This is a genomic window from Chitinophaga vietnamensis, assembly GCF_902167635.1.
GTDB classification, from domain to species: Bacteria; Bacteroidota; Bacteroidia; order Chitinophagales; family Chitinophagaceae; genus Chitinophaga; species Chitinophaga vietnamensis.
This window is the reverse complement of sequence record NZ_CABHMS010000005.1, coordinates 161,146-187,683: the sequence shown is the minus strand read 5'-3', so window position 1 is coordinate 187,683 and position 26,538 is coordinate 161,146. Positions and strand designations below refer to the sequence as shown.

Below are 26,538 nucleotides of genomic sequence, written 5' to 3'. Positions count from 1 at the left end.
TTTTTCAGAAACAGGAAAACAAACATCATGAAACGCACCATAAAAAATATATTGCTGCTGGCATCAGGAAGCGCTTCCCTGCTCTTCAGCTCCTGCTATAAAGATCTCGGCAACTACGCTTATAAAGATGTGAATAAAGTGGTCATCGATACTTTTCCATCTTCTATCTTCGTATATCAGTTCGATACCTTGCGGCTCACGCCGAAAATATCGGCCACCCTCGATTCGTCTATCCTCAATGATACCGCGCGCTTCGCCTATCAGTGGACTATCGGCGGCAATGGCTCCTCTTATGTAAAAGGCACGATACTCAGCTATGACCGCAACCTCAATGCCCGTGTTACCAATGCCGTAGGCAGCTACGGATTGTATTTCGAGATGACCGATAAAAAGACCGGGCAGGTCTTCACCAGGTATACCTCCCAGCTCGTAATAGGTTCATCCACCTACGAAGGCTGGATGGTGTTATGTGATGTAGATGGTAATACCCGCCTGGATATGGTGAACTTCGTGAACGGCAACACCCGTTTCACCCGTGATATCCTGTCGCTTTCTCCCGATCTTCCCAAGCCTCTGAAAGGCCCGCGCTATATCGCATACTATGCTACCGGCAGGCCCAATGCCGCGCCGCCACCGTATCACAACCCGGCAGTATCGCTGGTCGACAGGGAATGGATCTACCTCTGCACCGACAAAGGCAGCTGGAAGCTGCGCAACGACTACCTATACACCTCCGGCGCCTGGTACACTTCCAAAGAGTTCATCTCAAGGCCCGACAGCGCCACCTTCCTCCCTGGCTTCGTGGGCGCCAACGAAGGCGCCGCCAGCAGCGACTATGTATATGTTTACGACAACAAAGGCAATTTCTATGAACGTGATCCCTACCAGTGGTACGTTACCAATATGAATAAAGTTTCAGGAGAAGGAAATTTCAGGGCTGCGCCCTTCCTGGGCAGAAACTACGGCATGGCTTTCTTCTATAATTCCGTACTCTTCGATATGGACAAAAAGCGTTTCCTGCTTTCCACGCCCGGCAGCAGCACCTGCAATATCATTCCCAATCCCGACAGTCCCTTGTTCGACTTCTCCAATACCGGCATGGACCTGCGCTGGATGCGCTCCGTACCCGGCCTCGACCTTACTTTCGCCATTATGAAAGACGCCGCCGGCGATACCTGGCTCCTCACTTTCGATGTAAGGTCCTCGGTAACACAAGACAGAAAAGTGAAACTAACGGGAACGGATATATCAAAAGCAGAGCATTTCACCGTCGATAAAAACTACGGCACCATCTACTATTCCGTTGGCAGCAAAGTATACGCCATGAACAAAGACTTCCCCGGCGTATGCTACCAGGTACTGGATGCAGGCAACAAAAAAATATCCTGGCTCGACCAGCATCTATTTACAGTGAACAAAGGCTATGGGCCCTCCCGCGGCGGCTACGTGAACGGCTACACTTACAACAATCCGCAGGGGAGCGGCTCATTAGACAATTACCCCGGCAGCTGGCTGGGCGTGGCTACCTACGATCCCGCCCAACCCACTGCCAGCAACGGCACGCTCACCTTCTATTCCCCGCAAGACTTCCTATCGCAACACGCCGCACTCGTGAAAAAGCAGGAATACAGCGGGTTTGGAAAGATCGTCAGCGTATCGTACAGAGAAAGATAAGATCACGAACCACCATACACATCCATTGTTATCCTGTGTTAACGCCAACGATGAGGGGCTGCGCAACTGCGCGGCCCTTTTAGCTCAGGATTGAATGATTGAAAGGATTACCAGGATTTTCGAATTTATTGATTTTCGGATTTATTGATTTAATTAAAACGGAGATGGCAAATTGTTCATCTCCGTTTTAATTAAATCAATAAATCCGAAAATCAATAAATTCGAAAATCCTGGTAATCCTTTCAATCATTCAATCCTGAGCCAAATTAATGCGAGCGAAGCGAGCATCAAACCACCGCCCCGCGTCGTTTTACGATGTGCGTAATTCCTTTATTGATCATCAATTCCAGTAGTTCATAACCGCCATTGGGGCGGCTGTGCGCGAATTCGCGCTCTTCGAAGGTAAGGGGGGAACCCCAGTAGAGGTTTACTTTATCGCCATACATTTCCGGCATATCGATCACCGGGCCATTGTAGATGGCGGCAGAAAGGATCAGGCTTTCATAGCCTTTGGGTAAGGCGGAAGAAGCAATGGTATGGCCTTCTCCCAGCCAGGTGATGAGCTTCCAGGGACGGTCGGCCAGGCCGGAGAGCAGCTGTGCTACTTTCATGATCTCTTCTTCAGAAAAATCTTTCTTGCTCATCGCAATGGCCAGCTCGGCACGACGGAAACCCGATGCGTTATCGTTGTACAACATCTCTACCCAGGGCATCGGCCGGATGCTCATACCCAGCGACAAGAAATAGGTGATATCTTCTGTGTCATACTTGGCGAGGGCCATGGGCGGCCATTTGCCGTCATCTATCGCGAAGTATTGTTGCGTAGGTCCGAAATGTTTTTCGTAGGCAGACAGGAACTGTTGCTGTATCCGGCTCCAAGGCTGGCTCTCTTTGTTATCCCATTCCTTCCAGAAATCCATTGCCTGCTGAAACCGGCTATATTGCTGGTTGGTAGCGGGCGTACCCAAGGGGAACATGAGTCCATCTTCGCCGTCGATACAATCAGCAGCATAGGCCACCGGCTGATCAGCATACAGCGCCCATCCGGGGATTACGCCCATGATTGCGCCATCATATAACATAGCGGCGCCATCTTCTTCTTCATTCCAGACGAAAGAAATACGTTCTTTCTGCAAAGGCTCCTTCCCTTGCGGATGATTGCAGTATCGCGCTTCCAGCATGGGCGCTACGCCATTGTCCATCGCTGCGGTATCTTTTTGCTGAGGGGCAGGCTGAAGATTGCGCAGCCAGCAGGGACGCGGCTTGAAGCGGTTGCCCATCAACTCGGAAGGATAAAGATAAAAATAGGCGGTACGGTTATCCTGCTCTACTATCGCGTATAAGGTGCCACGGCTGTTGGTCACTTCTATCAATAATTCTGCATCCTGGTACATAGCAATGGTTTTTTCAATGGCGTAAATGTACTGATTGTGTCTGAATCAATTAATTTCCTTTACTTGCAGATATGAAATACCGTTGTCTGTTATTACTGTTGTTAGTAATACCCTTTTGTTCTGTTGCCCAGCAATTAAGCCTTCCAGCCGTTAAACAATTGGCGCAGTCGCTGACCGATCAACAACTGCTCACACCTTTCGGGCGTGATGAGCTTATCCGCTTTGCACAACAGCAGCCTTTGCTGGCATATAAGGACGTGCATGATCTCGACGAACTACGGCAACCCATATACGTAGCAGAAAGTGCATTCATTCATCTTTTGCCGGGAGATACCCGCATCACCCGAGCCCTGCTCGATTCCGTTTCCCGGCAGGTACGCTTTGACGACGATGCATTACAGGAAGAATATTTTCTGGCAGACAGATTCCCGGTGAAGAGAGACCTGTATAATTTTGTGAGATATATCGGTGATTACTACGCATCCGCCAATCCCTTACTGATAAAGCGTTTTGGTGAATACTTCGGCAAAGCCGCTTTCGACAGCAGCGGCCAGTTCAGGCCCGGCGCCATACCACAGGCATTTATACAGGCAGGCATCCTGCCTGCTGATGACCCATTCAAAGAGAGGGATAATGCCAGCGAGCTGGGCAAGCGCCTCGACTGGCTCGACAAATATCCTTACGCGCAACAGCGGCAAATGGCGCTGCTGGATAGTCTCCGCGCTACAGGCCTGTTCACCGACTCCGCAAGGCAGCTGATGACGACACGTTACCAGCCGTTTACCCTGCTCACCGTCAATGATATCTTTGGCAACTGCGGATATGCGGTACCGTTATACTACGCCACCGATATTGAGCCATACGCCGGCCTTCCGGAAAACGCCTATGGCGTCATCGATACCAATGCGCTCCACAGCGTGATGCAAAGGGTCACCAGCCGTATCCATCAGCATATAGTACCCATGGAGATCACTGCCTGGAGCGCGCACAAGGTACCGCCATCCTCTGATGGCCAGTATCCCTATGAAGAAGAGCTGGCATTGCGGCGCTCCGCCAAATTGCAATTTGCAGAATTAACTATCGGCGGGCATCTGTACAAAGAAGTGATCGATGAAAAAGAATTTGAAACATGGATACGTCCCGAAAATTTCCAGTTCCTGAATCATGTGATGGAAGATCGCAAAGACCCGCGGCGTTTCTTCTTTATCGAACAGGAAAGATACACTGGCCTGGAACCTGCACCCATTGTGCTTTTCGTTGCACTGCTTACCGAACGGCAGGCGGCGTTGCTGCAAAGCAAATATCTTTTCAAACGCATAGAAGGTTGTTATAATGGCAGTCCGGGCGACTACCAAAACTGCGTATATCCCGGCGATTACTTTTATCCGGAGCGCCGCCTCAGTGCTGCACAGATACATGCACTGGTGACCTGGTGCGCAGAACGCCAGCTGCTTAACACAGCCAACAAGGCGCTGTTGCCGCATTTAGAAGCTGCCATCCGCGAAGAGAACCCGCAGGATATGACGGGCGTATTACGCTTCTCGCCTGCTTTCATCAATACGGAGCCGCGGCTGTCTTCGATGATCAGCAGTGTACAATGGGCATTATCCAATGCCTATCCGCAAAATAAAAAGCGTTTTATTTTCAACAGCAAGTCCTATCCGCAGGCAGATATTGATATGAATAAGCTGCAAGCAGCTATCAACAAGGCTTTGGTGGCAGCGGGCTTCAATTGCCAGTTGGTACGATTGATCGACTCCAACCCCTTATACCGTCAGGATGATTCAGGGGCGTTTCAGTATATGCTGCTGAAACCGGCTGTGGCAAAGGAATTGAAAGAGCAACACCCCGAGGTGTTGTATGCGCCTAACAACCCATCGGCATATCGATAGCAACGATCCTTACTACTGTTTTACCGGTGCTTTTCTGCTTGCCGCTCACGCGAAGGTAATAGCGGCTGATGCCTACTGCTACCGGGTAATCGTAGATAGATTTAACGGTATCAACGGCTTTGATCCATTGCTCATCAAGGCCGCCGCGCTTCAGTTCAGCCTTCAGTTCTTCCATGCTCACTTGGGGAAAGGGCGCATGCTCTGTTACTTCATAGGTAATGGCCGTGAACTTGCCCGGGCCGGATGTTGGCAGTTTGGCCCAGGGTGAAGTATAATGTTTCCAGTCGGTAAGGTCCCAGTGCGGGCCTTCCTGCTGAATGGTGATGCTGGTTTCATAGCACTGTTCTACGGTGATATCATCGAGCTGTGTGCTTTGAACGATCACCTTGCATCCGTCCAACATTTCGCCCAGGCCGGCAGACAGTATCAATGTATCATGTCCCCATGCGGAGGGCACGTCATTGCTCATGCCATGTATTTCCAGGGAAAATTCAGGACAGCTGGCGGTCATTACAGAATCTTCGGGAACGGCGGTAGCTGCTGCGGGTTGTGCGGTGGCGACTTTGACAGTATCGCTTACCAGGGAATCCTTTACAGGCGCCGTTGTTGAGGGCCTGCTGCCCGACTGGCAAGCCAGCAGGAATAAGGGAACTACAAACAATATATGCAATTTCATGGGCGCAAGATATAACTATAAAACCTGATTTTTTTACACTACATTGTCTTGTCAAAAAATTTTTTGCGATGAGAAATTCCACGATGTTATTACTCTTCTGTCTTGCCTGCCTTTCTGTTTCCGCAGCCGGCAAAGGCACGCGTCAATATTACCAGATCAGGATATTTCACCTGAAAGCCGGTCAGGAAGCACGTACCGATAGTTTCCTGCAAAGGGCCTACCTGCCTGCATTGCATCGGGCGGGTATCGCACAGGTAGGCGTTTTCAAACCGATAGACCAGGACACGGCCGATCTTCGTATATACGTGCTCGTGCCTTTCCGCACGCTGGAACAATTCTCCAACCTGCCCGCTATACTGGAACGCGACAAACAATATCAATCCGCTGGCGCGGGCTTTCTGGATGCAGCTTACAACCAGTCGGCCTACAACCGCATAGAATCCATCCTGCTGCTGGCATTTGAAAAGCGGCCGCAGCTCACATTGCCTGCGCTCAGCGCTCCCAAAGCCGAACGCGTATACGAACTGCGCAGTTATGAAAGCCCTACAGAACAATATCACGTCAACAAAGTGAAGATGTTCAACGATGGTAACGAAGTAGGCATTTTCGACAAGCTGGCATTCAATCCTGTATTTTACGGCTCCGTACTGGCAGGCAGCAAAATGCCCAACCTCATGTACCTCACCACCTTCAACAGCCGCGCCGACCGCGATGCCCACTGGAAAGCCTTCTCCGCCAATCCCGACTGGAAGCAGCTTCAAGGCATGCAGGAATATAGCCACAACGTCTCTCACTCAGATATCCTCTTCCTCCGCCCGGTGGAATACTCCGACATCTGATGAGGACTCAGGATTAAATGATTGAAAGGATTAGCAGGATTTTTTTATCAGGATTTTAAAGGATTCGCGAAGATCAAATCAAGGTGATCTTCGCGAATCCTTTAAAATCCTGATAAAAAAATCCTGCTAATCCTTTCAATCATTTAATCCTGAGCTAAAAATAAATTTTGTTCTTTAATTTAATTGTCTACATTTGCAACCTCATTGCGAGGTAGAGCAGAGGTAGCTCGTCGGGCTCATAACCCGAAGGTCAGTGGTTCGAATCCGCTCCTCGCTACAAATAAAAAGTCCTGAACGTAAACGTTCAGGACTTTTTGTTTGTAGCAATTACTGCCAACCGAACAGCTGTTTCAGGTTCGGATTTAACACTGTTTGTGCCAATGGTACTGGCCTGTAGTAATATTTCGGTTCTTCAAATTTGCGTGGTACATCGCGGTTAGCGGTGAACATAATGTGACCGGAAGTATTATTTTCCAGGTAGAAATTATTGTCTTTTCCGTCTTTATCTTTCAGATAGAAGCGGGAAACAGACGCCCGTACATTTGCCGGCAAACCCGCCAGGGCAGCGGTATCTGTGGGAGACGCGAGGATAGCAATATCGGCTACGCCATCGCCGCTCATATCGATGCCGCCAAGTTGGGCCACATACATACCTTGTTGCGCATCCTGGAAGCGCATACCTGCTTTCCATCTGTTCACATCGTTGAAGCGCAAGCCTTCACAGGCCATCTCCACCCGTCTTTCTCTTCTGATCTCTAACAGTACGCCTTTATTAACGCCGCTCACATTAGGATAGGCAGCAGCTTGCACCGGATCAGGCAGCGCATTGGCGGCAGCCATATTGAGCGGCGGCATCTGCACGCGCAGGCGCAGCTGGTTGATGGTGTTATCCACATCGCTCTGGGTGAGCGTGCCCAGTTCGGCTTTTGCTTCCGCATAGTTCAGCAGCACTTCTGCATAACGATATACCGGGATGCCGCTGTAGTCGGCGCCCCAGCCCTGACGTTGCGCGGGATCGCGCGGAAAGAATTTCAGCTGATCGTATGCGCCGAGGTTGGGCTTCGGAATGTAAAGGCTCTTATCGTTAGTGGTAGAATATCCGGGATAGGCTACGGTTTCGGCTAAACGTGGATCGCGGTTCTGGAAGGTTTTCACGAAGTCCATTTTGTCGTAGCCAGGCTGTGAGGTAAAGGGCGTACCATCTTTCATGAGATAGCTGTACACGAGGCTCTGGCTGAGTGACCACATCCAGCCTAATACGGCGTGTGTGTTGTTACCAATGCCGAGCGCCTGCTGGTAATCTACCCACTGGATCATCTCCGGGTTACCGCTCAGGGTAAGAGAAGAGAACAGCGAGCGGTAATCCTGTGCACCATTGCCGGTACTGTAAATTTTGAACTTGCCGCTGCCCATCAGCTGTTCGCAGGCCCAGGCGGCCTTTTGCAGGTAGGTGTTAGCGGAGCTTTGCAGGTTCAGCTCATCGTGGTATTTACGGAATGTTCCTTCAAAAACGCCGAAACGTGCCATGAGTGCGAGTGCGGTCCATTTGCTCACGCGGGTGCGGTTGCCTTCGTCGGGCATGATGTTATCCACGGCAAATTGCAGATCCGCCATAATGGAATCTACCACCTTGGTACGCGGATCACGCGGTGCATAGAGCGAAGAATCGGTGTTGGACATGGCGTGCGAATACCAGGGCACATCAGAATAACGCGCTACTTTGGCCATGTAGAAACGGGCGCGGAAGAAACGCGCAATACCGATGAAATGATTGATGGCAGCGGGATCGCCTTTGGTCTTCGCTACATTGTCCAGCATAAAGTTGTAGCTGCGCAGTTTGTTCCAGTCGTCCCAACCGGAAGTTCCTACTGTAGTGGAGTTGAGACCATTATGCACCATGATATCCAGTTCTCCGCCACCGCTGTAGCTGGAAATATTGTCGGAGTTGATATCATCTGTTGCATATACCGGGTTATCATAAAAGCTGTTGCTGTATGTTTCCAGGTCTTTCGGCGTATTGAAGAAGGCTTCCGGTGTAATGCTTGTCTGTGGCAGGCGCTGGAGGAAATCTTTATTACACGAGGCTATTGCACTGCCCAGTAAGATCAACGTTGCGTATATGCTGATTTTTTTCATTTTGCACATTTTTTTCTGGCATTAAAAGTTCATGTTCAAACCGAATGAATAGGTTTTCTGGAAAGGATAGATAGCGCCATCCAGGCCTTCCGGATCGATGTTCGCTCTCAGGTGAGAAACGGTGAAGATGTTTTCTGCGGAGAAGTATACACGCAAACGGGCGATCTTCATTTTCTCGGTCAGCTGCTTGGGCAGCGTGTATCCGAGGGTGATGTTCTTCAGGCGCAGGTAAGCGGCATTTTGCAGGTATTTGGTTTGCGCTGCAGCCAGCTCGCTGTCGGCATCTTCAGCGATGTAGGATTTCACGCGGGGGAAATAAGCGTTCGTATTCTGCGGCGTCCAGTGGTCCATGTTCTGCACCTGTACGTTGGTCCATGGTTGTGCATAAATACCCCAGAAGTAGTGGTTGCCCGGACCGGGATACCAGTCTCTCTTGCCCACGCCCTGTGCAAACACACGCAGGTCAAATCCTTTGTAGCCGGCACTTACATCGATGCTGTAAGGAAAACGTACGCTGTTGTTACCAATGATCTTTCTGTCACCCGGATCAGACACGGTGTTTTTACCATAGCTGATTTCACCGTCGCCATTGAGGTCTTTGAATTTGAGGTCGCCTACATAAAATTTGTAGTTCTGGTCATCTTCACCCACTTTGGTTTGGTCGGCATGGTTTTTCAGTTCTGCATCATTCTGGAAGAAGCCTTCTGTTACGAGTCCCCATATCTCGCCAATTTCTTGTCCGTTGCGGTAATCGCTCAGGCTGCCGGTAGGGTTGTCGTATTTGGTGATGAAGGTGCGGCTATCTGCCAGCGCAAGTTTCACACTATAGGAGAAAGGATTTCTGTTGATATTGAACTGATCGCGCCACAGGATGCTGAGCTCTTGTCCGCGTGTTTTGAGATCGGCGGCATTGGTCACAGGTTCTGGTGCGCCGAATACAGCAGGCAGTGTTTTGCTTTTCACGAACATGCCTTGCGTATAGCGGGTGTAGCGGTCGTAGCTTACGCTCAGTCTTTCTTTCAGGAAAGATACATCCACGCCGCCGTTCACGGATTTCACGGTTTGCCAGGAGTAGTTGGGCGTTACGGGTCTTGGCAGGTAAACGCCGATGGGTTGTTTACCATCGAGGATTACGTTCTCTTGTTTTGCCGGCATGGTAGCGAGATAGCTCAGGCTGCCGGTCTGGTCTACGGTCTGATCGCCCAGGGAACCATAAGAGCCGCGCAGTTTCAGGTTATCGATCTTCAGCGCTGCTGCAGCAGGCTTGAAGAACTGTTCTTTAGAGATCACCCATGCAGCGGATGCCGACGGGAAGAAGCCCCAGCGGTGGTTTTCAGGGAAACGGGAAGAACCGTCTCTGCGGCCATTGAGCTCCAGCAGGTACTTGTCATCGAAGGCATAATTCACCCGGAAGAAGAGGCCTCTCACGGCCCAGTCGTTGATGCTCTGCGTCTGGCTTACCTTTCCGGTAGCAAGGCCGGTAGTCGGGAAGTCAGGGCTGATCAGGTCTTTGGCGCTGGCAGAAAAATTATTGATGTAATAATATTCCTGGTTGAAACCCGCGAGGGCGCCCAGTTCATGCTTACCGAATTTCTTGCTGAAATCAGTGTAGATGTTATATACATTGTAACGCGACTGCATCGCATTGTTGGAGGCGCTGGACTGGTTACCATCGGTATATTTCAGCGGTTGGTCAGGACCGGTGCGGTAGGCAACCGGCACGGTGTAAGCAGATCCTACGCCATTGCTGCGGCGGAAAGTGACATCTGCTTTCAGCGTCCACACTTTTTTCACGAGGCCGATCTCGGTATTGAAAGTGGTCATAAATTCACCGAGATTGGATTTGTTGCGGCCACCACTTTCCAGGCGACCGAGCAGGGCGGCGCCGTCGGAAGTCCAGGTGCCATCCGGGTTACGCGGCACGGAGAGCGAAGGCGTACGGTTGGCGTTGTGGAAGAAGAGATAATCCATTGCATTGGATGGCGAATTATAATCCATGTTGGTATACACGGTGTTGGTACCGATCTTCAAACGGTCGTTGAACGTGTAAGTAGCCTTTCCACGCAGGTTGTAGCGTTTGTAGATATCAGGATTGGTGCGGAGCATACCATCCTGTTGATAAAATTCTCCTGACAGATAATAATTCAGTTTATCATCACCGCGCGAGATGCTGAAGTTGGCCGTGGTGGCAGGTGCTGTTTTGTTGTACACTTCATGCAGCCAGTCGGTCATACCGTAATACATCCAGGCGTTCTTGTTGGTAGGGTCTACGATCACTGCGGGCAGGGAAGGATCTTTGGATCGCTGTGCAGCGTAGGCTCTTACGGCATCCGGGTACAGGTCGTAGAGCGGGGTGGCTGCGTCGTGTTTCATCTGCATGGTGATGAGCGGATCGGTGATGATCTTTGGTACGCTACCCAGTGTACGGATAGCATAGTTGGCATTTACCGATACGGCCAGTCTCCCGTCCTTGGCGGATTTGGTGGTAATGAGCACTACGCCAAAGGCGGCGCGCGCGCCGTAGATAGCGGCAGATGCTGCATCTTTCAATACGGTCACGCTTTCCACATCGGCAGGATTGAGGCGTGATACTTCATCAGCAGAGAATGGAATATTATCTACGAGGATGAAAGGATCGCCGCCATTCAGCGAGGTATAACCGCGCAGGTTGAAGCCTGGCGCGGAAGACGCGCGACCGTTGTTGATCAGGATGTTCAGGTTGGGGATCAAGCCTTGCAGGCCGGTACCGAGGTTGGTGATCGGGCGGCTTTCCAATGCTTTACCGGAGATATTATCCACCGCACCGGTGGTATTGATCCTTTTCTGTTTACCATAACCTACTACCACAACTTCATTGAGGCCGCTGGAATTGGCCGCCATCTGGATGTTATAGTCACCGGGGCCTTTTACGCTCAGCTGCTTTGATTCGTAGCCTACGTAAGTAAATTCCAGCACCGCATTTTCCGGTACTTCTATTTCATATTCACCTTTCGTATTGGTGGTAACGCCCTGCGAAGTGCCTTTTACGTGTACGGTTACGCCGATGAGCGGTGTGCCCAGCTCGTCTTTCACGATACCTTTCACCTTGTTGGTGCGCACGGTTTCGCCCGCGCGGATGATCACCACCAGGTTGTTAGGCATCACGCGATAATCCAGCGAGGTACCGGCCAAAGCCTTGTCCAGCACTTCTTTCACGGAAGCGTTCTCCATGCGGATGCTGATCTTTTTGTCGGGGATCGCATCGTTCTTATACAGGAAAGTATAATCACTTTTTTTCCCGATCATGTTCAGGAATTTACCAATGTTGATATTGTTGTAATCAACACTGATCCTTTCCTGCGAAAATCCATGAGCGCTCAGCTGTAAAAAACCGGCGCATAGCAATACGGATGTCAGTTTCATACGCATCATAAGTTTCCTCATATCCCCTTGTGGGAGACCAGAAGGCCACCAATAGCTTTTTTTCATAAATTTGTTTCGTTAGGTTAAATAATAGGCCATTACCAGATCGAACGGATCGGTTTAATTATTTAGCCAGCATTTAGAAAAGGGGGAATGTTGCCGCATTTCCCTTTTTTTATTTTACCGGCCAGGTATATTTGTTTGTTTTGATTAGCTGTCCATCAAACGGATTTTTAATCAGGTAAATGGATGAAGGGGACTACCAGATATAGATGATATTATCTTTACTATCCAGCTGATAATGAAAAGACGAAGTCAGTTGCAATGCCTGCAACACTTCATCTATGCTTTGTTTCTTAAAGGCGCCGGTGAACGCTTCATGTTTGTAACGATCATTGCGGAAGCGGATGGTGACATTGAACCAGCGTTCCAGATCGTGCGACAGTTCTTCAAAAGAGGCATTGTCAAATTCAAAGCGGTCGTTCATCCAGGCAGTTTCCGGCTTTGCATCTTCGGCGCCGGTATGATTACTTTCACTTGCTTTTACAGGTACGACTGCAAATCCCGTTGTAGGTACCGGTTGGTTTTTTGAGGAGAATATATGGGTGATATTAGGGATCACCAGTTTTTGATCCGGCTGCAATACCACTACCCTCCTGGCTTTGGTGTTGTCGTTATCCGGAAAGCTCACTTCCACTTTACCGCTGATGAGTGTTGTTTCTACGTTGGCATCTTCGGTATAGGCCTTTACATTGAAGGCGGTGCCGAGCACTTTGATGTTCACGTTGCCCGATTGTATCACAAAAGGATGGGAAGGATCATGTTTGACATCGAAAAAGGCTTCGCCGGTGAGCACTACTTCGCGGTCGCCGGAGAGAAAGCGCTTGGCATCGTACTGAAGGCGGCTGCAGGCATTGAGGGCCACGCTGGTGCCATCAGGTAATACCAGCGTGGTTTTCGAACCTGTTTTAGTGACCACTTCATTACGGAAAGCATTTTTAGCCGGCAGGCGTAACAGGCTGTAACCCGCTATCAGCAAGGCAAGGCCGGCAGCGATGCCGCCCGCTGTTTTCCAGGGGAACAGCCGCCGCACCACAGCGGTATGATCTTCCTGCAGGAACTGCGTCATTTTATCGAGGCCGCGCTCACGAGCGGCTTCTTCTTCTGTTGCAGTGAAACCACCCGGTATCTCTACGGACTGTATCTCTTCTATAATAGTATAGGTATACTGTAGCTCCGGGTATTGCATCAGCAACTGGTCCAGTTCCTCCAGTTCAGCTACTGTGGCCTCTCCTGCCGTTTTCCGGGCCATCAGTATATTTATGCGGTGACGCTCGATCATCTTGATTTACATCCGTGTTTTCAGGAAGAGGACGAAAGGAAAAATAAAAACCCCCAAAGGCAAGGAAAAAATTTTTATCTGGTTAACATACGGATAGAAAATATCAGGCCCTGATAATATACTACCATTGACGAAAAACATTTTGCAGACAAAATATTTTGTTAACTTTAGCTTAATCTGCGTTATATAACTTGCAACCAATATCTAGTAGCTTTAAGGGATGGACCAGTGTACAATTAATGAGCTTTTCAGGAATATGACAGCGAACAGTGATCAAGAGGCATTCAAGGCTTTCTACAATCATTTTTTCGTGAAGCTGCTCCGTTTCTCCTTCTCTCTCACCCGCTCCAAAGAAACTGCTGAAGAAATCACCAACGATGTGTTCATGCATTGCTGGCAAAAAAGACAATCGCTCACTGATATTAAAAACCCACAGGTATATTTATTTGTCGTCGCTAAAAACAAAGCGATCGATACGCTGCGCAAGCAAGCCGCATCGCGCCAGGTGGCCTTTACAGAGGAAGATAAACTGGAGATCGCATTCGACAGCGATCCTGAACAACTGATGATTTCCGCAGAGATGATCCGCAAAATGGAGTTCACTATACAACAGCTGCCCCCAAAATGCAAGATGGTATATATGCTCGTAAAGCAATACGGGCTTCGTTATAAAGAAGTGGCAACTTTACTCAACCTCTCTGTAAAAACAGTAGAGAACCAACTCGCCATTGCCATGAAACGCCTTACACAGGCCGTGAATTTTACGCTTGAAAATATTTAGGGATTTTTTGATTTACGGATTTACGAATTTGGGGCGAACCTGAAGGCCGCCCCAAATCCATAAATCCGTAAATCAAGAAATCCCTAAATCAATTATAGCCTTCGTTCTGTGGTATCAGTTTCGGATTGTTCTTCATTTCTGAAGTAGGCAGCGGAAACAGCAGGTGTTTCTTTTGTAATGCCTGTCCGGAGTTTTTGTTGATGTGGCCAATGAAAGCATCGAAGCCATTGGTATCTTCATTATATACTTTCTGCAGGCGCACCATGTCGAACCAGATGATGCCTTCATAACAGAACTCATGCCAGCGCTCACGCCAAACATAGGTTTCAAAGTCGGTTTGGCTGAGGCCCGCCAGTGCAGGGTTTCCGGCGCGTGCGCGTACCGCGTTGAGCGCTTTGTAAGCGGCTGCATTGGGCGATCCGTCTGCACGGTTCTCTGCTTCCGCATAGATGAGCAGCGTTTCAGCATAACGTATCTGTGGTACGTTCAGGTTGCTGATAGCAGTGCCGGGCTTGCCGGGAGCGCCATGCGCTTCTACGTCAAAATGTTTGAAGATGTAAGGAGCGCCGAGCGGAAACGGTGCACCGTTGCCTTTTACGTAATAAGAGGTAAAGAAGAACTGTTGTTCATCCGTACGTTTGTCCGTAGGCTCAAACTTTTTGAAAGAATTGTAGAAAGATTGAGAGGGCATGGAACTGCCTACGCCACTGCCTTTCGCGGATATATCCTGTGCAAGGGAGTTGTTGGGCAGCATGATCGATTGCAGCGGGTTCTCTTCTACGCCGCTCAGGTATTGCACTTCAAAGAGATGTTCCAGTTTGTTGTTCATCGCTGTGGTGTGCAAACTGGCGTAATCCGGGAACAGGCCTATCTCTGAGGGATGTGCTTCTGCATAGTCGATCACTTCCTTGGCTTTGTCGGCCGCCAGTTTGTAATAAGCGGCGCCTTTGTTGAGCGGGAATCCAGCCATGGTGAGATATACTTTCGCCAGCTGTGTTTTGATAGCGGCGAGGCCTACGCGGCCGGAGGCGTCCGTCCAGTTGAGGCCTGCGGCTTCTGCATTCTTCAGGTCCTGCACGATGGCATTATAAACGTCTTCTGTTTTCGTGCGGGAAGGGAAGAAATCAGGCGAAGATGCTGTTTGTGATTTCAGGATCAGTGGAATATCTCCCCATAACCTTACTGCATAAAAATAAGCCCAGGCGCGGAGGAAGCTGGCTTCGCCGAGCACGCGCTTCTTTTGCGCACTGTCCATCGGGTTGATGCCAGGTACTTTATCGAGCGTGAGGTTACACTGTGCGATCTCTTTGTAGAGCCCTCTCCACCACTGTCCTACATGCAGGTTATCGCCATTGTATACCAGGCCGAGGAGGTTATTGAGATCGGAGTTCTGCGCAGTACCGGTGATAGCGGTACCGGTAGGGGCGTCCAGCATCTGGAAGTTATTGGAGAAGATACCGGCGCCTTCACCGATCACGCGGGTACGTGCATAGGCTGCAAACACGGCAGCATCGGCATGTTCAGGCAAGGTGAAATAGCTGTCGGGCGAGAGGTTGGACGGGTCGTTCTCTTTCAGGAACTTGGAACATCCGGTGCCCATACCCAGCATCAGCGCGCCTCCCAGGGCCAGCAGCATCGTTTTGTTGATTATGTTACGCTTCATGGTTAATAGTCTTTAGGTTACTGAACAAATTAGAACGCCACATTTAATCCCAGGGTATAAGTAGTTGGCTTGGGATAGTCGAAGAAGGTCTGTCCTTGTGCAAAAGCGTTGCTATAGGTAGTTACCTCAGGATCGTTGCCACTGAATTTCGTTCTCAGGAAGAAGTTCTGTACGGCGCCATAGATCCGCAGTCTGGACAGATGCAGTGGTTGTATCATCTCTGCCGGGAAGGTGTAACCCAGCAGGAGGTTTTTACCACGGATGAAGGAACCATCTTCCACCCAGCGGGTATCTACGTTGGTAACGTAGCCTGCTGCCGGGTTACGTGGTGCAGCGATCATGGTGTTCTGATGATCCGGCGTCCAGTAGTCGAGCACAGATTTGAAGCTGTTGGCCAGGCCGGTACGGTCTTCACCGGAGTGGTGGGTCATATTCAGCACATCGTTGCCATACATGTATTGCAGCTCGATGGTGAGATCCCAGTTTTTGTATTTAAAGGTGTTGAGAAATCCACCCCAGCCTTTCGGGTTACCATTACCGATGATCTGACGGTCGGCGTCATTGATGGCATGATCGCCGTTCACGTCGAGGTATTTGATATCACCAGGCAAGATGGGCTTACCACCGCGGTAGTCGGTGAATTTAGCCGCTTCTGCTGCTTCTGCCGTGCTCCAGGTTCCCAGGCGCACCAGGCCCCAGAAAGAACCAACGGGCTCGCCTACACGAATAATGTTGGTCTGATTGGTGAAGTTAGGACCACCCACGCCAAAGATGTCGGCCGGCGTAGCGAGCGACAGCACCTTGTTCTTGTTGAAAGAGATATTAAAGGTAGAATTCCAGCTGAAGTCCTTGCTGTTTACTACCAGTGCATTCACTGCCAGTTCAATACCTTTGTTCTCCATGGAGCCGATGTTCTGACGGATGGTGGTATAACCGCTGGTGGTGGGCACTGGCGCATCCAGCAACATGTCGGTGGTTTTGCGATAGTAGTAATCTGCTTCCAGGTTGATCCTGTTCTTGATCAAACCAATTTCTATGCCTCCATCATACTGCGCTGTTTTTTCCCAACGGAGGTCGGCATTGGCCAGGCGGTTGGTACCCACGCCCTGTACTTTGGCGCCGCCGATGGCAGCGGCGTAAGTACCGCTCGCAGCCAGGGATGCCAGCGAGTTATAGGAAGGTATTTCAGAGTTACCCGTTAAACCATAGCTGGTGCGCAGTTTCAGGTTGGAGATAATTTTATTGTTCTTCAGCCATTCTTCTTCTGATGCTCTCCACGCGAATGCTGCTGAAGGGAAGAAGGCATATTTGTGGTTTTCACCAAAACGGGAAGATCCATCTGCACGGCCGGTGAAGGTAACGAGGTACCTGTCTTTAAAGCCATAGTTCAAACGGGCGAAGTAAGAGTTGAAGGCAAAGCTGCTCCTGTAAGAACCTACGCCGCTGGCAGGAATGTTGGAACCTGCACCGAGGTTGTTGTTCTCAAAGTAGTCGGTAGAAAAATTCTCTGCTCTTGCATTGAAACCGAACATATTGGTCTGTTGCCATGACAGACCTGCCATACCGGTGAAGCTATGCACTTTGTTGAAGCGCTTGGTGTAGGTAAGGTAGTTCTCGAAAGACCAATAACTTTCACGGTCGTTGGCGTCGATGGCGATACCTTTCTGCGAAGCGGAGATATCGAGCAGGGAGCGGCCGTTCCATTCATTGCGTCCGCGGGTAACGATGTTGGTACCGAGCACACTGCGGAAAGTCAGGCCCTTGGCCAGTTGCAGGTCGGCGTATACGTTACCGAGGAGGTTCTGTGTGTTGAGGATGTATTTCCTGTCGGTGAGGATCTGTACCGGGTTGGAACCGCCTTCTGCGCCGGGATATACCTTGTTATTAGACCAGCTGCCGTCTTTGAATTTAACAGGGAGGAAAGGCAGCGCTTCGGTGATCATACGTACGGAGTTAAGGCCGCCGGTACCGATATCCACCAGGTTTTCTTCCTGGTTGTTATAGCTCAGTGAACCGCCTACATGCAGCCATTCTTTGATTTTGCTGTCAATAGTAAAACGGGCAGAATAACGTTTGAGATAAGAGTTCAGTAGCAGGCCATTATCATCGAGGTAACCGAGGAACAGGCCGTATTGACTATCGGCATTACCACCTGTAAAACCAAGCTGGTGGCTTTGTGTGAGTTTGTGTTGTACAGATTCTTTCAACCAGTCGGTGTCATAGTAAGGGTTACCGTCTTTATCAAACAAGCGGGGGTCTGTTCTCTTCAGTTTCGGATTTTTGGATACGTAGTCGCCATTGGCCCATCCTGCGGGATCGTAGATCTGCGAGTTTTTCCAGGCGAGGTCTTCTACCTGCATGTATTCTTTGGCGTTCAGCATTTCCACGCGGTGCGGGCCGATGGTGTTTTTGCTGAGGTAGGTGTCGTACGTAACACGGCCGCCGAGCGCAGTACCTTTTTTGGTGGTGATCATTACCACGCCGTTGGCGCCGCGCGCACCGTAGATCGCAGTGGCAGAGGCATCTTTCAGTACTTCGATAGATTCGATATCATTCGGGTTGATGAAATCGATGGCATTACTGCTCTGCGTTTGTGAACCCACGGGGAGCGCCACTCCATCGATGATGTAAAGCGGGTTGTTGGTGGTGTTGATAGAACTGAAGCCGCGGATGCGGATGTTGGTTTGTCCGCCGGGGCGACCGGAGTTAGTGTTCACCTGTACGCCGGGTATGCGACCGCTGAGTGCCTGGTTTACAGACGGGGCGGGCCTTTCCTGGAGTTGTGCCGCTCTTACGGAGGCTACGGAACCGGTTACGTCGGAACGTTTAGCGGTACCATAACCGATCACTACTACGTCTTGCAATGATTTCACGTCGGTGCTGAGGGCCATGTTCACTACGGCGTTGTTGCCGGTGCTTTTTTCCTGTTGGGTATACCCTACAAAGGAGAAGATGAGCGTGCTGCCGGCGGGAGCATCGATGCTGTAAGTGCCGTCTGGTTTGGTTTGTGTGCCGGTGTTGGTGCCTTTGATCTGCACGGATACACCGGGCAGCGGTGAGTTGTCCCGGGCATCGATCACTTTACCGGTGATCTTCCTGCTCTGGGCAAAAATGAGAAGGGATAAGAGCAGCAGTCCTGTCCCCATCAAGCCTGACCGCATAAGGAATGTCAATTTTTTCTTCATACGTTTTGGTTTTTTGGTGAATAAAATGGCGCGCAAAAACGTTTTAGCAAAGCATGCCCAGGCACCCCGGCTGAATGCGGTGGTGAGTAATAAAAGGGAAGTCTTTGGGTGAGATGCGCAGCGCACCATTGCATGGGCTATTTATTTCGTATAGCCGATGACGTTAGATGACAAGTAAGCAACAATCAGTTTTACATGTGTGATAAAAAAAAGACTTTTCAGAACGGGCATCAATCTGTCCGGAACCTGCAACGCCATAACGTGAATACCCGGTTCGCTGCTTCAGGCAATAGCAACAACGGCTAATGCCAGCTGTTATGCTGAAACAAAAATCCGGTGATCGAGGCCGTATACCTTAACGTGAAAATTCAGAAGAAAATCGATTTAGCTATCTTTCTTCCTAAAAGAATATTTCATGACGTGTTTGTTTTACATGCTTTTGTTAAGAGATCTTTTTTTACAATGATTTGGCCACTACGCTGAATAAAACGTGACATTGGTTTTTTCAAAAAGACGTTAGCTTTTCCCTCTTGATTGATAGAACAATACAGATGCTTCCGGTTTTCACAAATGCTACATCTTCACGTTAAAAATAGAAATATTTCCCGACAACTAAAACGTTTTTGCAATTTTTTTTCGGGCTGATGAAATATTATCACGGAAGAGATAATTTTTAATTTTAGCGGTTATTTTTTGAGAGATGAAACCGCCGCCTGCTGCAATAATAATGGCAATCCCTCCTGTTCAAAAATAAGTTTCCCGATCTTCAAATCAGACCATCCACTTTGCAGGCGATAAGCGAACACCGGCCGCTTACCTTCCAGGCTGCATTCAATGAAACCCGCTTCCACAGCAGCAACTGGCGGCAGCAACTGCTTCAGTTGATACAGATGCGTAGAGATCACAAAAAATCCCCGCGGAAAAGTTGCCAGTCCGCCGATCGTTTGCACCGACAATTCCAGCGCATCATCCACATTGGTGCCGCGGAACAATTCATCGAACACCGCAAAGCAACAACGGCCCGCTGCCGCCGTTTGTACCACCTGTTTCAAATGTTGTACCTCCATCATAAAATGACTGTAACCATTTCTCAAATCATCATTGAGCTGTATCACCACTGCAATATCATCGAAAAAAGGCAGGCTGCATGCTGCCGCGGGCACCCCCATGCCTGCATGCGCCAGGTATACGCACAGGCCCAAAGTCTTTAGCAGCGTGGATTTGCCAGACATGTTCGGTCCGGTGAGCAGCAATACCCGCGCCCGGCTATGCAGATCATTCTTCACCGGCTGCCGCAACAAGGGATGATAGCACTGCCGGAGATGAATACCTTCCTCCTGAAACACCGGCAGGCACCAGTTATGCTGCACTACCGCCTGCGCCAGCGAATGCCAGGCCTCATATAAAAAGAAGGCCCGCCAGAAACCCTGCAAAGCCGCCAGCCGGATATCGCGGCTGAACAATTGCAAAAGCCTGACTTCATCGGCAAGACGATTATTTCCCTGTCGCACTTCAGGCGCCAGGGAAGGCGCATCCAGCTCTTTGAGGAATGTTTTCAATTGCGTTACCGGCTCCGCTAACAGGCCGCCAGCAAAGCTTTCCGCCTGCACATCCCTGAAGTAACGATCTACCTGCTCAAAGAACAACACCGCCTGCGCCAGTTTTGCCCGCAGCGTAAAACGGTAACTGCGCTGGCGCCACAGCTGCCAGCCCGCTACCAGGTTATTGTCATCAAAACGGATCGCCTGTTCCTGCAACTGCTGCAAGAAATGGTATACCTCTTCAAAATCATGCGGGTGATAAGTTAATTTCGTATGTACGTAACCGTTATCAATGATCGTTCGTATCACTGCCTGCTTTTCCAGCACGCCTTTTTTATCCGGCGGCAGATCCTGCAGGATACCGGTCAGCATTTCCTGCGCAAAACGGTTATGGGTAAAATTGATCAGCGGCAGCAGCTGCCGCGTAATTTCCAGGTCTTGGATGATGGGCATGTGATCGTTTGAACACACCACCCAGCACTAATTATGCCGGATATTTGCAATATTTTTTTACCTTTTCATCATATACCTATATAGAGGACGAAATGATGGTGAACACCAGCAATATCAGCCAGCAAAGCGAAGCAGCATTGATCCGGGGCATCCACGAAGGAAGCAGACAAATCTTTACCTATGTGTATGAGCGCCATTTCAGGGAACTTGCCATCACGGCCTGGCGCTACGTGAAAGATGCCGGTATCGCACAGGAGCTGGTGCAGGAAGTATTCATCCGCATATGGGAACAACCCTCCCTGCTCAACGAAAACGGCGCGCTCCGCGCCTATCTCTATCGCGCCGTCATCAACCATTGCCTCAATTATCTCAAGAAAGAAAAAAATATCGCCAAACATCACTCCGCCATCGCGGAAACCCTTAGTGATAGCTACCTGCATCACCTGCAGGAAGAACAGGAACTGAAAGTGATGATATACCAGGAAATAGAAAAGCTGCCGCCCCAATGCCGCAAAGTTTTCAAGATGAGCCGCTTCGATGGCCTCCGCTACCGCGAAATCGCCGAACAGCTGGGCATCTCCGAGAAAACCGTGGAAAACCACATCATCAATGCCCTGAAAATATTACGCGAACAACTCTTCCTCGGACCTAATAATACCCGCGACTATAGCGCCAATCTCCGGCTGATGCAGCTCTTCCTGCTCGTCACTGCCAATAATATATTATCTATATAAATATGTAAAAAATCTTTGTGTAACCCTGGGGGTACCCCATCTTCCCGATTGTATCATTTATCAAAGGCGCCACTTTCATGGAACAGGAAACAAACTACTGGCAGCAGCTGGTACAACATCTCAACGATCCCGGTAATACGGCTTTGCAGGAGCAGGTACAGCAATGGCTGGCACAATCGCCGGGCCACGAAGCTCTCTACCGGCAGGTACAGCAGCTATGGGAACTTGCCGCCGAAACAAAAGCGCTCGACGAACTTTCCCTGCCGGCCGCTATCGCCCGCCTCCATGCAGCATTACCGCCCGATGATACCCCCGGCCTGCAACCGGTACGCCGCTACAAATGGTTCCGTGTAGCCGCCGCCGTTACCATACCCCTGCTCGCCCTCGCCTGGTTCCTCTTCCGGCCGCACGCAGCGTATCTCGAAAAGAATACCCTGGCCGGCAATATCGACTCCATCCGGTTGCCGGATGGCTCAAAAGTATACCTCGATAAGTACAGCAAAATAAAATTTCCGGAAAAAATGAAGGCCTCCCGCACCGTGATCCTGGAGCAGGGAAATGTCTTTTTTGAGGTGAATACCAATGCCATTCAACCATTTATCGTTAAAGCCGGCAGTGCGAGCGTTACCGTACTCGGCACATCATTTAACATGCAACTGTCTAATAATCGTGTAGACGTTGGCGTTAAGACAGGTAAGGTGCAATTCGACGGCGGTCAGCGCCACCCACAGGCCAGCGTCCTGTCGGCCGGCGACGGCCTCGCCTTCGATCTTTCCACCGGGGAAGCTACACCGTTCAATGCCGCCACCAGCAACAACGACGCCTGGCTCACACATGAACTGGTGTTCATAGACGCGCCCCTGATGGAAGTATGCAGCGCAATGGAATCCCTCTACCAGGTCAAGATCAGCCTGCAAGGCAAGATTCCACTGAAAAAACTGAATGCCACTTTTAAGAGGAACAAACTGGAAGAAGTACTTGCAGTATTACAAGCTGCTTATCCGATCACTGTGGTACAACATCGCGACACCATCATTATAACGGGTCGCTAAGCTGTACTGTAGCATCTTCTGCCCGTTATCGGCCTTTCATCCTGCGTTGTCCCTCTATGCCCAAAAGCCCTGTGCCTCGGCATCAACCAAATCTGCCGGCTACCGGAACCGTGCTCCCACACAGCGCCGGCAATGCCTGCACCCTATATGTTTAACCTATAATAATTCAATACGATGTTTGAAATCCGTAACAAAAAGAAGCGACCAAAATCGAAACTCCTCTTTGTACTGCTTTCCCTCATCTGCCTCGAAAGCCAGGCAGTACCTGCGAATAATGAACAGGACAGGGAAAAACTCGAAGTCGTCCTCAACAGGATGGAAAAGAAGTACAATATCGTTTTTGTGTACGACGCCGCAGTCATCAATAAAGAAATGAATGTGGAACTCGATCCCGACAAACTGTCGATGCAGCAAGCCTTACACCTGCTTGAGAACAAAGGCATCGCCTGCAAGGTAATAGGCGATAAAGTAGTGCTCACCCGTTCCGCACAAACAGCTGCCACACCACAACAACAGGAACGCATTACCGTAAAAGGACGCGTAGGCACCCGCAGCGAAGCCGGCGACGCCAGCTTCGTACCCGGCATCAGCGTAGTGGAAAAAGGCACTACCAATGGCACCGCCACCGATAGCAAAGGCGATTTTACCCTCCGCGTGAAACCCGGCGCCACACTGGTATTCTCCATGGTCGGATATAAATCACAGGAAGCAAAAGCCAATGCCGACAAAGCCATCATCATCACACTGGAAGAAAATGTGACCAACCTGAACCAGGTGGTAGTCACCGGTTATCAAACGATAGACCGCAAACTGTTCACCGGTTCCGCCGCCTCACTCAAAGCCTCCGATGTGAAACGCGATGGCATCACCGACGTGAGCCGCATGCTGGAAGGCCGCGTGGCAGGGGTTTCCATCCAGAATGTATCCGGCACTTTCGGCGCCGCTCCCAAGATCCGCGTACGTGGCGCTACCTCCATCACCGGCGATAACAAACCGCTGTGGGTAGTGGATGGCATCGTGCTGGAAGATGTGGTGAACGTATCCAACGAACAATTATCTACCGGCGATCCTACCACCCTCCTGGGCTCTTCTGTGGCGGGCCTCAACCCGGATGATATCGAGAGTTTCCAGATATTGAAAGATGCCGCCGCCACCGCCATGTACGGCGCCCGCGCAATGAACGGCGTAGTAGTGATCACCACCAAAAAAGGACGCGTAGGCAAACCGCTCATCTCCTATACCGGTAACTTCTCTACCTATATCAAACCTACTTATAACAATTACAACATCATGAACTCCGCCGACCAGATGTCGGTATACAAATCCATGGAAAACTTCGGCTGGCTTAACTATGGCGATATTTCCAACAAACAGGACGGTGGCGTATATACGAAAATGGCGGAACTCATCTCCCAGAATAAACTGGTGAATGATGAACAACACCGGAACGATTTTTTAAAGCGATATGCACTCGCCAACACCGACTGGTTTGATGTGCTGTTCCGCAACTCGCTCATGCAGGAACACTCGCTCAGCATCTCTTCCGGCACCGATAAATCACAACTGTATTTCTCCACCAGCTTCCTGAATGATAACGGATGGACCGTGGGAGATAAAGTAAAACGTTTCACGGGCAACGCACGCGCTAATTTCAACATCAGCCCGAAACTCACGGTGGGCCTCATTACACAGGGCTCTATCAGGGATCAGCGGGCGCCCGGCAGCATCGGTCGCGTGAGCAATCCTGTTGAAGGTAAATTTGACCGCGATTTCGATATCAACCCTTTCAGTTATGCGCTCAATACCAGCCGCACCCTCACTGCCTATGACGAAAAAGGCAACCTCGAATATTTCCGCCGTAACTATGCGCCGTTCAACATCCTGAACGAGCTACGCAACAATACCCTCGACCTCACCATGATAGACCTAAAGTTGCAGGGAGAAGCCAGTTACAAGATCAAGCCTACGCTGAAATACTCCTTCCTCGGGGCTTTGCGCTATGCCAAAACAAACCGCGAACACAAGGTGAGAGAAAACTCCAACATGGCGATGGCCTACCGCGCCAACCAAACATCTACCATCGCAGATAATAACAAGTTCCTCTACCGCAATCCCGATGACCCGGAAGCCATACCTGTAGTGGTTTTGCCCTATGGCGGCTTTTACAATACCAACGACGATTACCTTGTTAGTTATAATATCCGCAACTCGCTCGAATGGAGCAAGCTGTATAACAATACGCACCAGTTCCTGTTATACGCTTCACAGGAATTGCGCTATGCCGACCGCCAGACCAAGTTCTCCAACGGTTACGGCTATCAGTTCGATAAAGGCGGCGTGCCTTATGTAGATCCCCGCATCGTGAAACAGGCCATCGAAGGCAATTTCGACTTCTATGGCATGAGCACTTACTACGATCGTTTCCTCGCTTACATGGCTAACGGCGCCTACTCTTACAAAGGAAAATACAATCTCAACGGTACCATCCGATATGATGGCTCCAACCTGCTCGGCAAGTCCCGCACTGCACGCTGGCTGCCCACCTGGAACGTGAGCGGATCATGGAATATGGATACGGAAGAATTTATGAAACAGCTGCGGGCCGTCAACAGGCTCACCCTGCGCGCCACCTATGGCCTCACCGCCAGCATGGGCCGCGCTACCAATTCCAGCCTCATCACCCGCAGCGGCCGCACCAACAGGCCCTACCTCGATGAGATCGAATCTGTGATCAACATCACCGACCTCGAAAACCGCGAGCTCACATGGGAAAAGCAATATGAAACCAACATCGGCATAGATGCGGGCCTGTTCCAGGAAAGGCTCACCTTCACCATCGATGCATATAAGCGCGATGGCTTTGACCTGATCAGCCCTATCCGCACCGGCGGCATCGGCGGTCAGTTCATCAAAAATGCCAACTATGCCGACATGAAATCCAAAGGGCTGGAACTCACTGTGGGCGGCACTATCATCCAGCAGCGCGACTGGGGCTTCCGCTCGCAACTCACCGCCGCCTGGAATGAAAATAAAATCACCAACGTAAAAACCAATCCCGACATCTGGACGCTCGTAGCCCCTGATGGCGGTCCGCAGCTGGGTTATCCATACAGAGGCCTCTTCTCGATCGACTTCAAAGGATTAGGGGCTTACGATGGCGCACCTACCTTCATCAACGAAAAAGGAGAACTGAGCAACAATGTGAACCTGCAAAGCCAGGTAACCAAATACCTCAAGTACGAAGGCCCGGTGGACCCGAAAATAACCGGCGGTTTCTTCAACTCCTTACGCTACAAGGATTTCACGCTCTCTGCATTGGTCACTTTCAGCGCTGGCAGCAAAGTGCGCATGAACCCTGTATTCGATCAGCGCTATTCCGATCTCTCCGCGCTGCCTAAAGAATACCTCGACCGCTGGCAGCAAACCGGTGATGAAAAAATCACCCAGATACCTGCCCTGCTGGATGTGCGTACCAATATGTATCTCGGCGGCGTCACACCTTATTATACCTACAACTATTCCAGCGCGCGCGTTGCCGACGGAGGCTTCATCCGCCTGAAACAGGTATCACTCAACTATACGCTGCCCTTGCGCTATACCAATGCCCTCGGCCTGCACAACGCATCGCTGGCGCTGGTGGCCAATAACCCCTGGCTCATCTACGCCGATCCCAAGCTGAAAGGCCAGGATCCTGAGTTCTTCCAGTCTGGCGGCGTGGCCCTGCCCATACCCAAACAGTACACCTTATCCGTAAAAGTTGGTTTCTAATTTCTC

Annotated in this window: 15 protein-coding genes and 1 tRNA gene; 8 read left to right on the top strand and 8 right to left on the bottom strand. The window is 50.3% G+C overall.

The window, feature by feature from the left end; translation table 11 throughout:
- Positions 1–27 precede the first annotated feature (27 nt).
- Complete coding sequence (locus tag FPG75_RS14900) at positions 28–1,674, top strand: PKD-like family lipoprotein (RefSeq protein WP_143307661.1); 1,647 nt, start codon at positions 28–30, stop codon at positions 1,672–1,674.
- Between the two features lie 287 nt (positions 1,675–1,961).
- On the opposite strand, the gene FPG75_RS14895 is transcribed toward FPG75_RS14900, so the two are convergent.
- The gene (locus tag FPG75_RS14895; protein WP_143307660.1) at positions 1,962–3,068 is read right to left on the bottom strand and encodes a suppressor of fused domain protein; all 1,107 of its coding nucleotides are present in this window, start codon (positions 3,066–3,068) and stop codon (positions 1,962–1,964) included.
- A gap of 71 nt (positions 3,069–3,139) precedes the next feature.
- On the opposite strand from FPG75_RS14895, the gene FPG75_RS14890 reads away from it, so the two are divergent.
- Complete coding sequence (locus FPG75_RS14890) at positions 3,140–4,960, top strand: hypothetical protein (RefSeq protein WP_143307659.1); 1,821 nt, start codon at positions 3,140–3,142, stop codon at positions 4,958–4,960.
- On the opposite strand, the gene FPG75_RS14885 is transcribed toward FPG75_RS14890, so the two are convergent.
- Positions 4,935–5,636 (bottom strand): hypothetical protein, encoded by a 702-nt coding sequence (locus FPG75_RS14885; RefSeq protein ID WP_143307658.1) that lies wholly within the window; start codon positions 5,634–5,636, stop codon positions 4,935–4,937. The genes FPG75_RS14890 and FPG75_RS14885 overlap by 26 nt on opposite strands.
- Positions 5,637–5,704: 68 nt before the next feature.
- Between FPG75_RS14885 and FPG75_RS14880 the strand changes: the two genes are divergently transcribed.
- Positions 5,705–6,475, top strand: coding sequence for an NIPSNAP family protein (locus tag FPG75_RS14880; RefSeq protein ID WP_143307657.1), 771 nt, complete (start codon positions 5,705–5,707; stop codon positions 6,473–6,475).
- Between the two features lie 205 nt (positions 6,476–6,680).
- Positions 6,681–6,752: transfer RNA gene (locus FPG75_RS14875), tRNA-Met, on the top strand.
- Positions 6,753–6,802: 50 nt separating this feature from the next.
- Here the strand turns inward: FPG75_RS14875 and FPG75_RS14870 are convergent.
- From FPG75_RS14870 to FPG75_RS14860, 3 genes are all read right to left on the bottom strand, one after another.
- On the bottom strand, positions 6,803–8,611 hold the full coding sequence (locus FPG75_RS14870) for a RagB/SusD family nutrient uptake outer membrane protein (RefSeq protein ID WP_201747966.1): 1,809 nt from the start codon (positions 8,609–8,611) through the stop codon (positions 6,803–6,805).
- 21 nt (positions 8,612–8,632) lie between these two features.
- On the bottom strand, positions 8,633–12,013 hold the full coding sequence (locus FPG75_RS14865; protein ID WP_201747965.1) for a SusC/RagA family TonB-linked outer membrane protein: 3,381 nt from the start codon (positions 12,011–12,013) through the stop codon (positions 8,633–8,635).
- A gap of 259 nt (positions 12,014–12,272) precedes the next feature.
- Positions 12,273–13,355 (bottom strand): FecR family protein, encoded by a 1,083-nt coding sequence (locus FPG75_RS14860; RefSeq protein WP_143307655.1) that lies wholly within the window; start codon positions 13,353–13,355, stop codon positions 12,273–12,275.
- 256 nt (positions 13,356–13,611) lie between these two features.
- On the opposite strand from FPG75_RS14860, the gene FPG75_RS14855 reads away from it, so the two are divergent.
- Positions 13,612–14,136, top strand: a complete 525-nt coding sequence (locus FPG75_RS14855) for an RNA polymerase sigma-70 factor (protein ID WP_161596815.1) — start codon at positions 13,612–13,614, stop codon at positions 14,134–14,136.
- 88 nt (positions 14,137–14,224) lie between these two features.
- Here FPG75_RS14855 and FPG75_RS14850 read toward each other — a convergent pair whose 3' ends face one another.
- The 3 genes from FPG75_RS14850 to FPG75_RS14840 all read right to left on the bottom strand — a co-directional run bounded on the left by FPG75_RS14850 (position 14,225) and on the right by FPG75_RS14840 (position 20,978).
- Positions 14,225–15,799 (bottom strand): RagB/SusD family nutrient uptake outer membrane protein, encoded by a 1,575-nt coding sequence (locus FPG75_RS14850; protein WP_143307653.1) that lies wholly within the window; start codon positions 15,797–15,799, stop codon positions 14,225–14,227.
- A 29-nt stretch (positions 15,800–15,828) separates the two neighbouring features.
- Positions 15,829–18,984 carry a SusC/RagA family TonB-linked outer membrane protein gene (locus tag FPG75_RS14845; protein WP_143307652.1) on the bottom strand — a complete coding sequence of 1,052 codons (3,156 nt, stop codon included), beginning with the start codon at positions 18,982–18,984 and terminating at the stop codon, positions 15,829–15,831.
- Between the two features lie 686 nt (positions 18,985–19,670).
- On the bottom strand, positions 19,671–20,978 hold the full coding sequence (locus FPG75_RS14840; protein WP_143307651.1) for a MutS-related protein: 1,308 nt from the start codon (positions 20,976–20,978) through the stop codon (positions 19,671–19,673).
- A 92-nt stretch (positions 20,979–21,070) separates the two neighbouring features.
- Here FPG75_RS14840 and FPG75_RS14835 point away from each other — a divergent pair, with 92 nt between their 5' ends.
- From FPG75_RS14835 to FPG75_RS14825, 3 genes are all read left to right on the top strand, one after another.
- Complete coding sequence (locus FPG75_RS14835) at positions 21,071–21,712, top strand: RNA polymerase sigma-70 factor (RefSeq protein ID WP_143307650.1); 642 nt, start codon at positions 21,071–21,073, stop codon at positions 21,710–21,712.
- A gap of 77 nt (positions 21,713–21,789) precedes the next feature.
- Positions 21,790–22,764, top strand: coding sequence for a FecR family protein (locus FPG75_RS14830; protein WP_143307649.1), 975 nt, complete (start codon positions 21,790–21,792; stop codon positions 22,762–22,764).
- 174 nt (positions 22,765–22,938) lie between these two features.
- Positions 22,939–26,532 carry a SusC/RagA family TonB-linked outer membrane protein gene (locus FPG75_RS14825; RefSeq protein ID WP_143307648.1) on the top strand — a complete coding sequence of 1,198 codons (3,594 nt, stop codon included), beginning with the start codon at positions 22,939–22,941 and terminating at the stop codon, positions 26,530–26,532.
- Positions 26,533–26,538 lie beyond the last annotated feature (6 nt).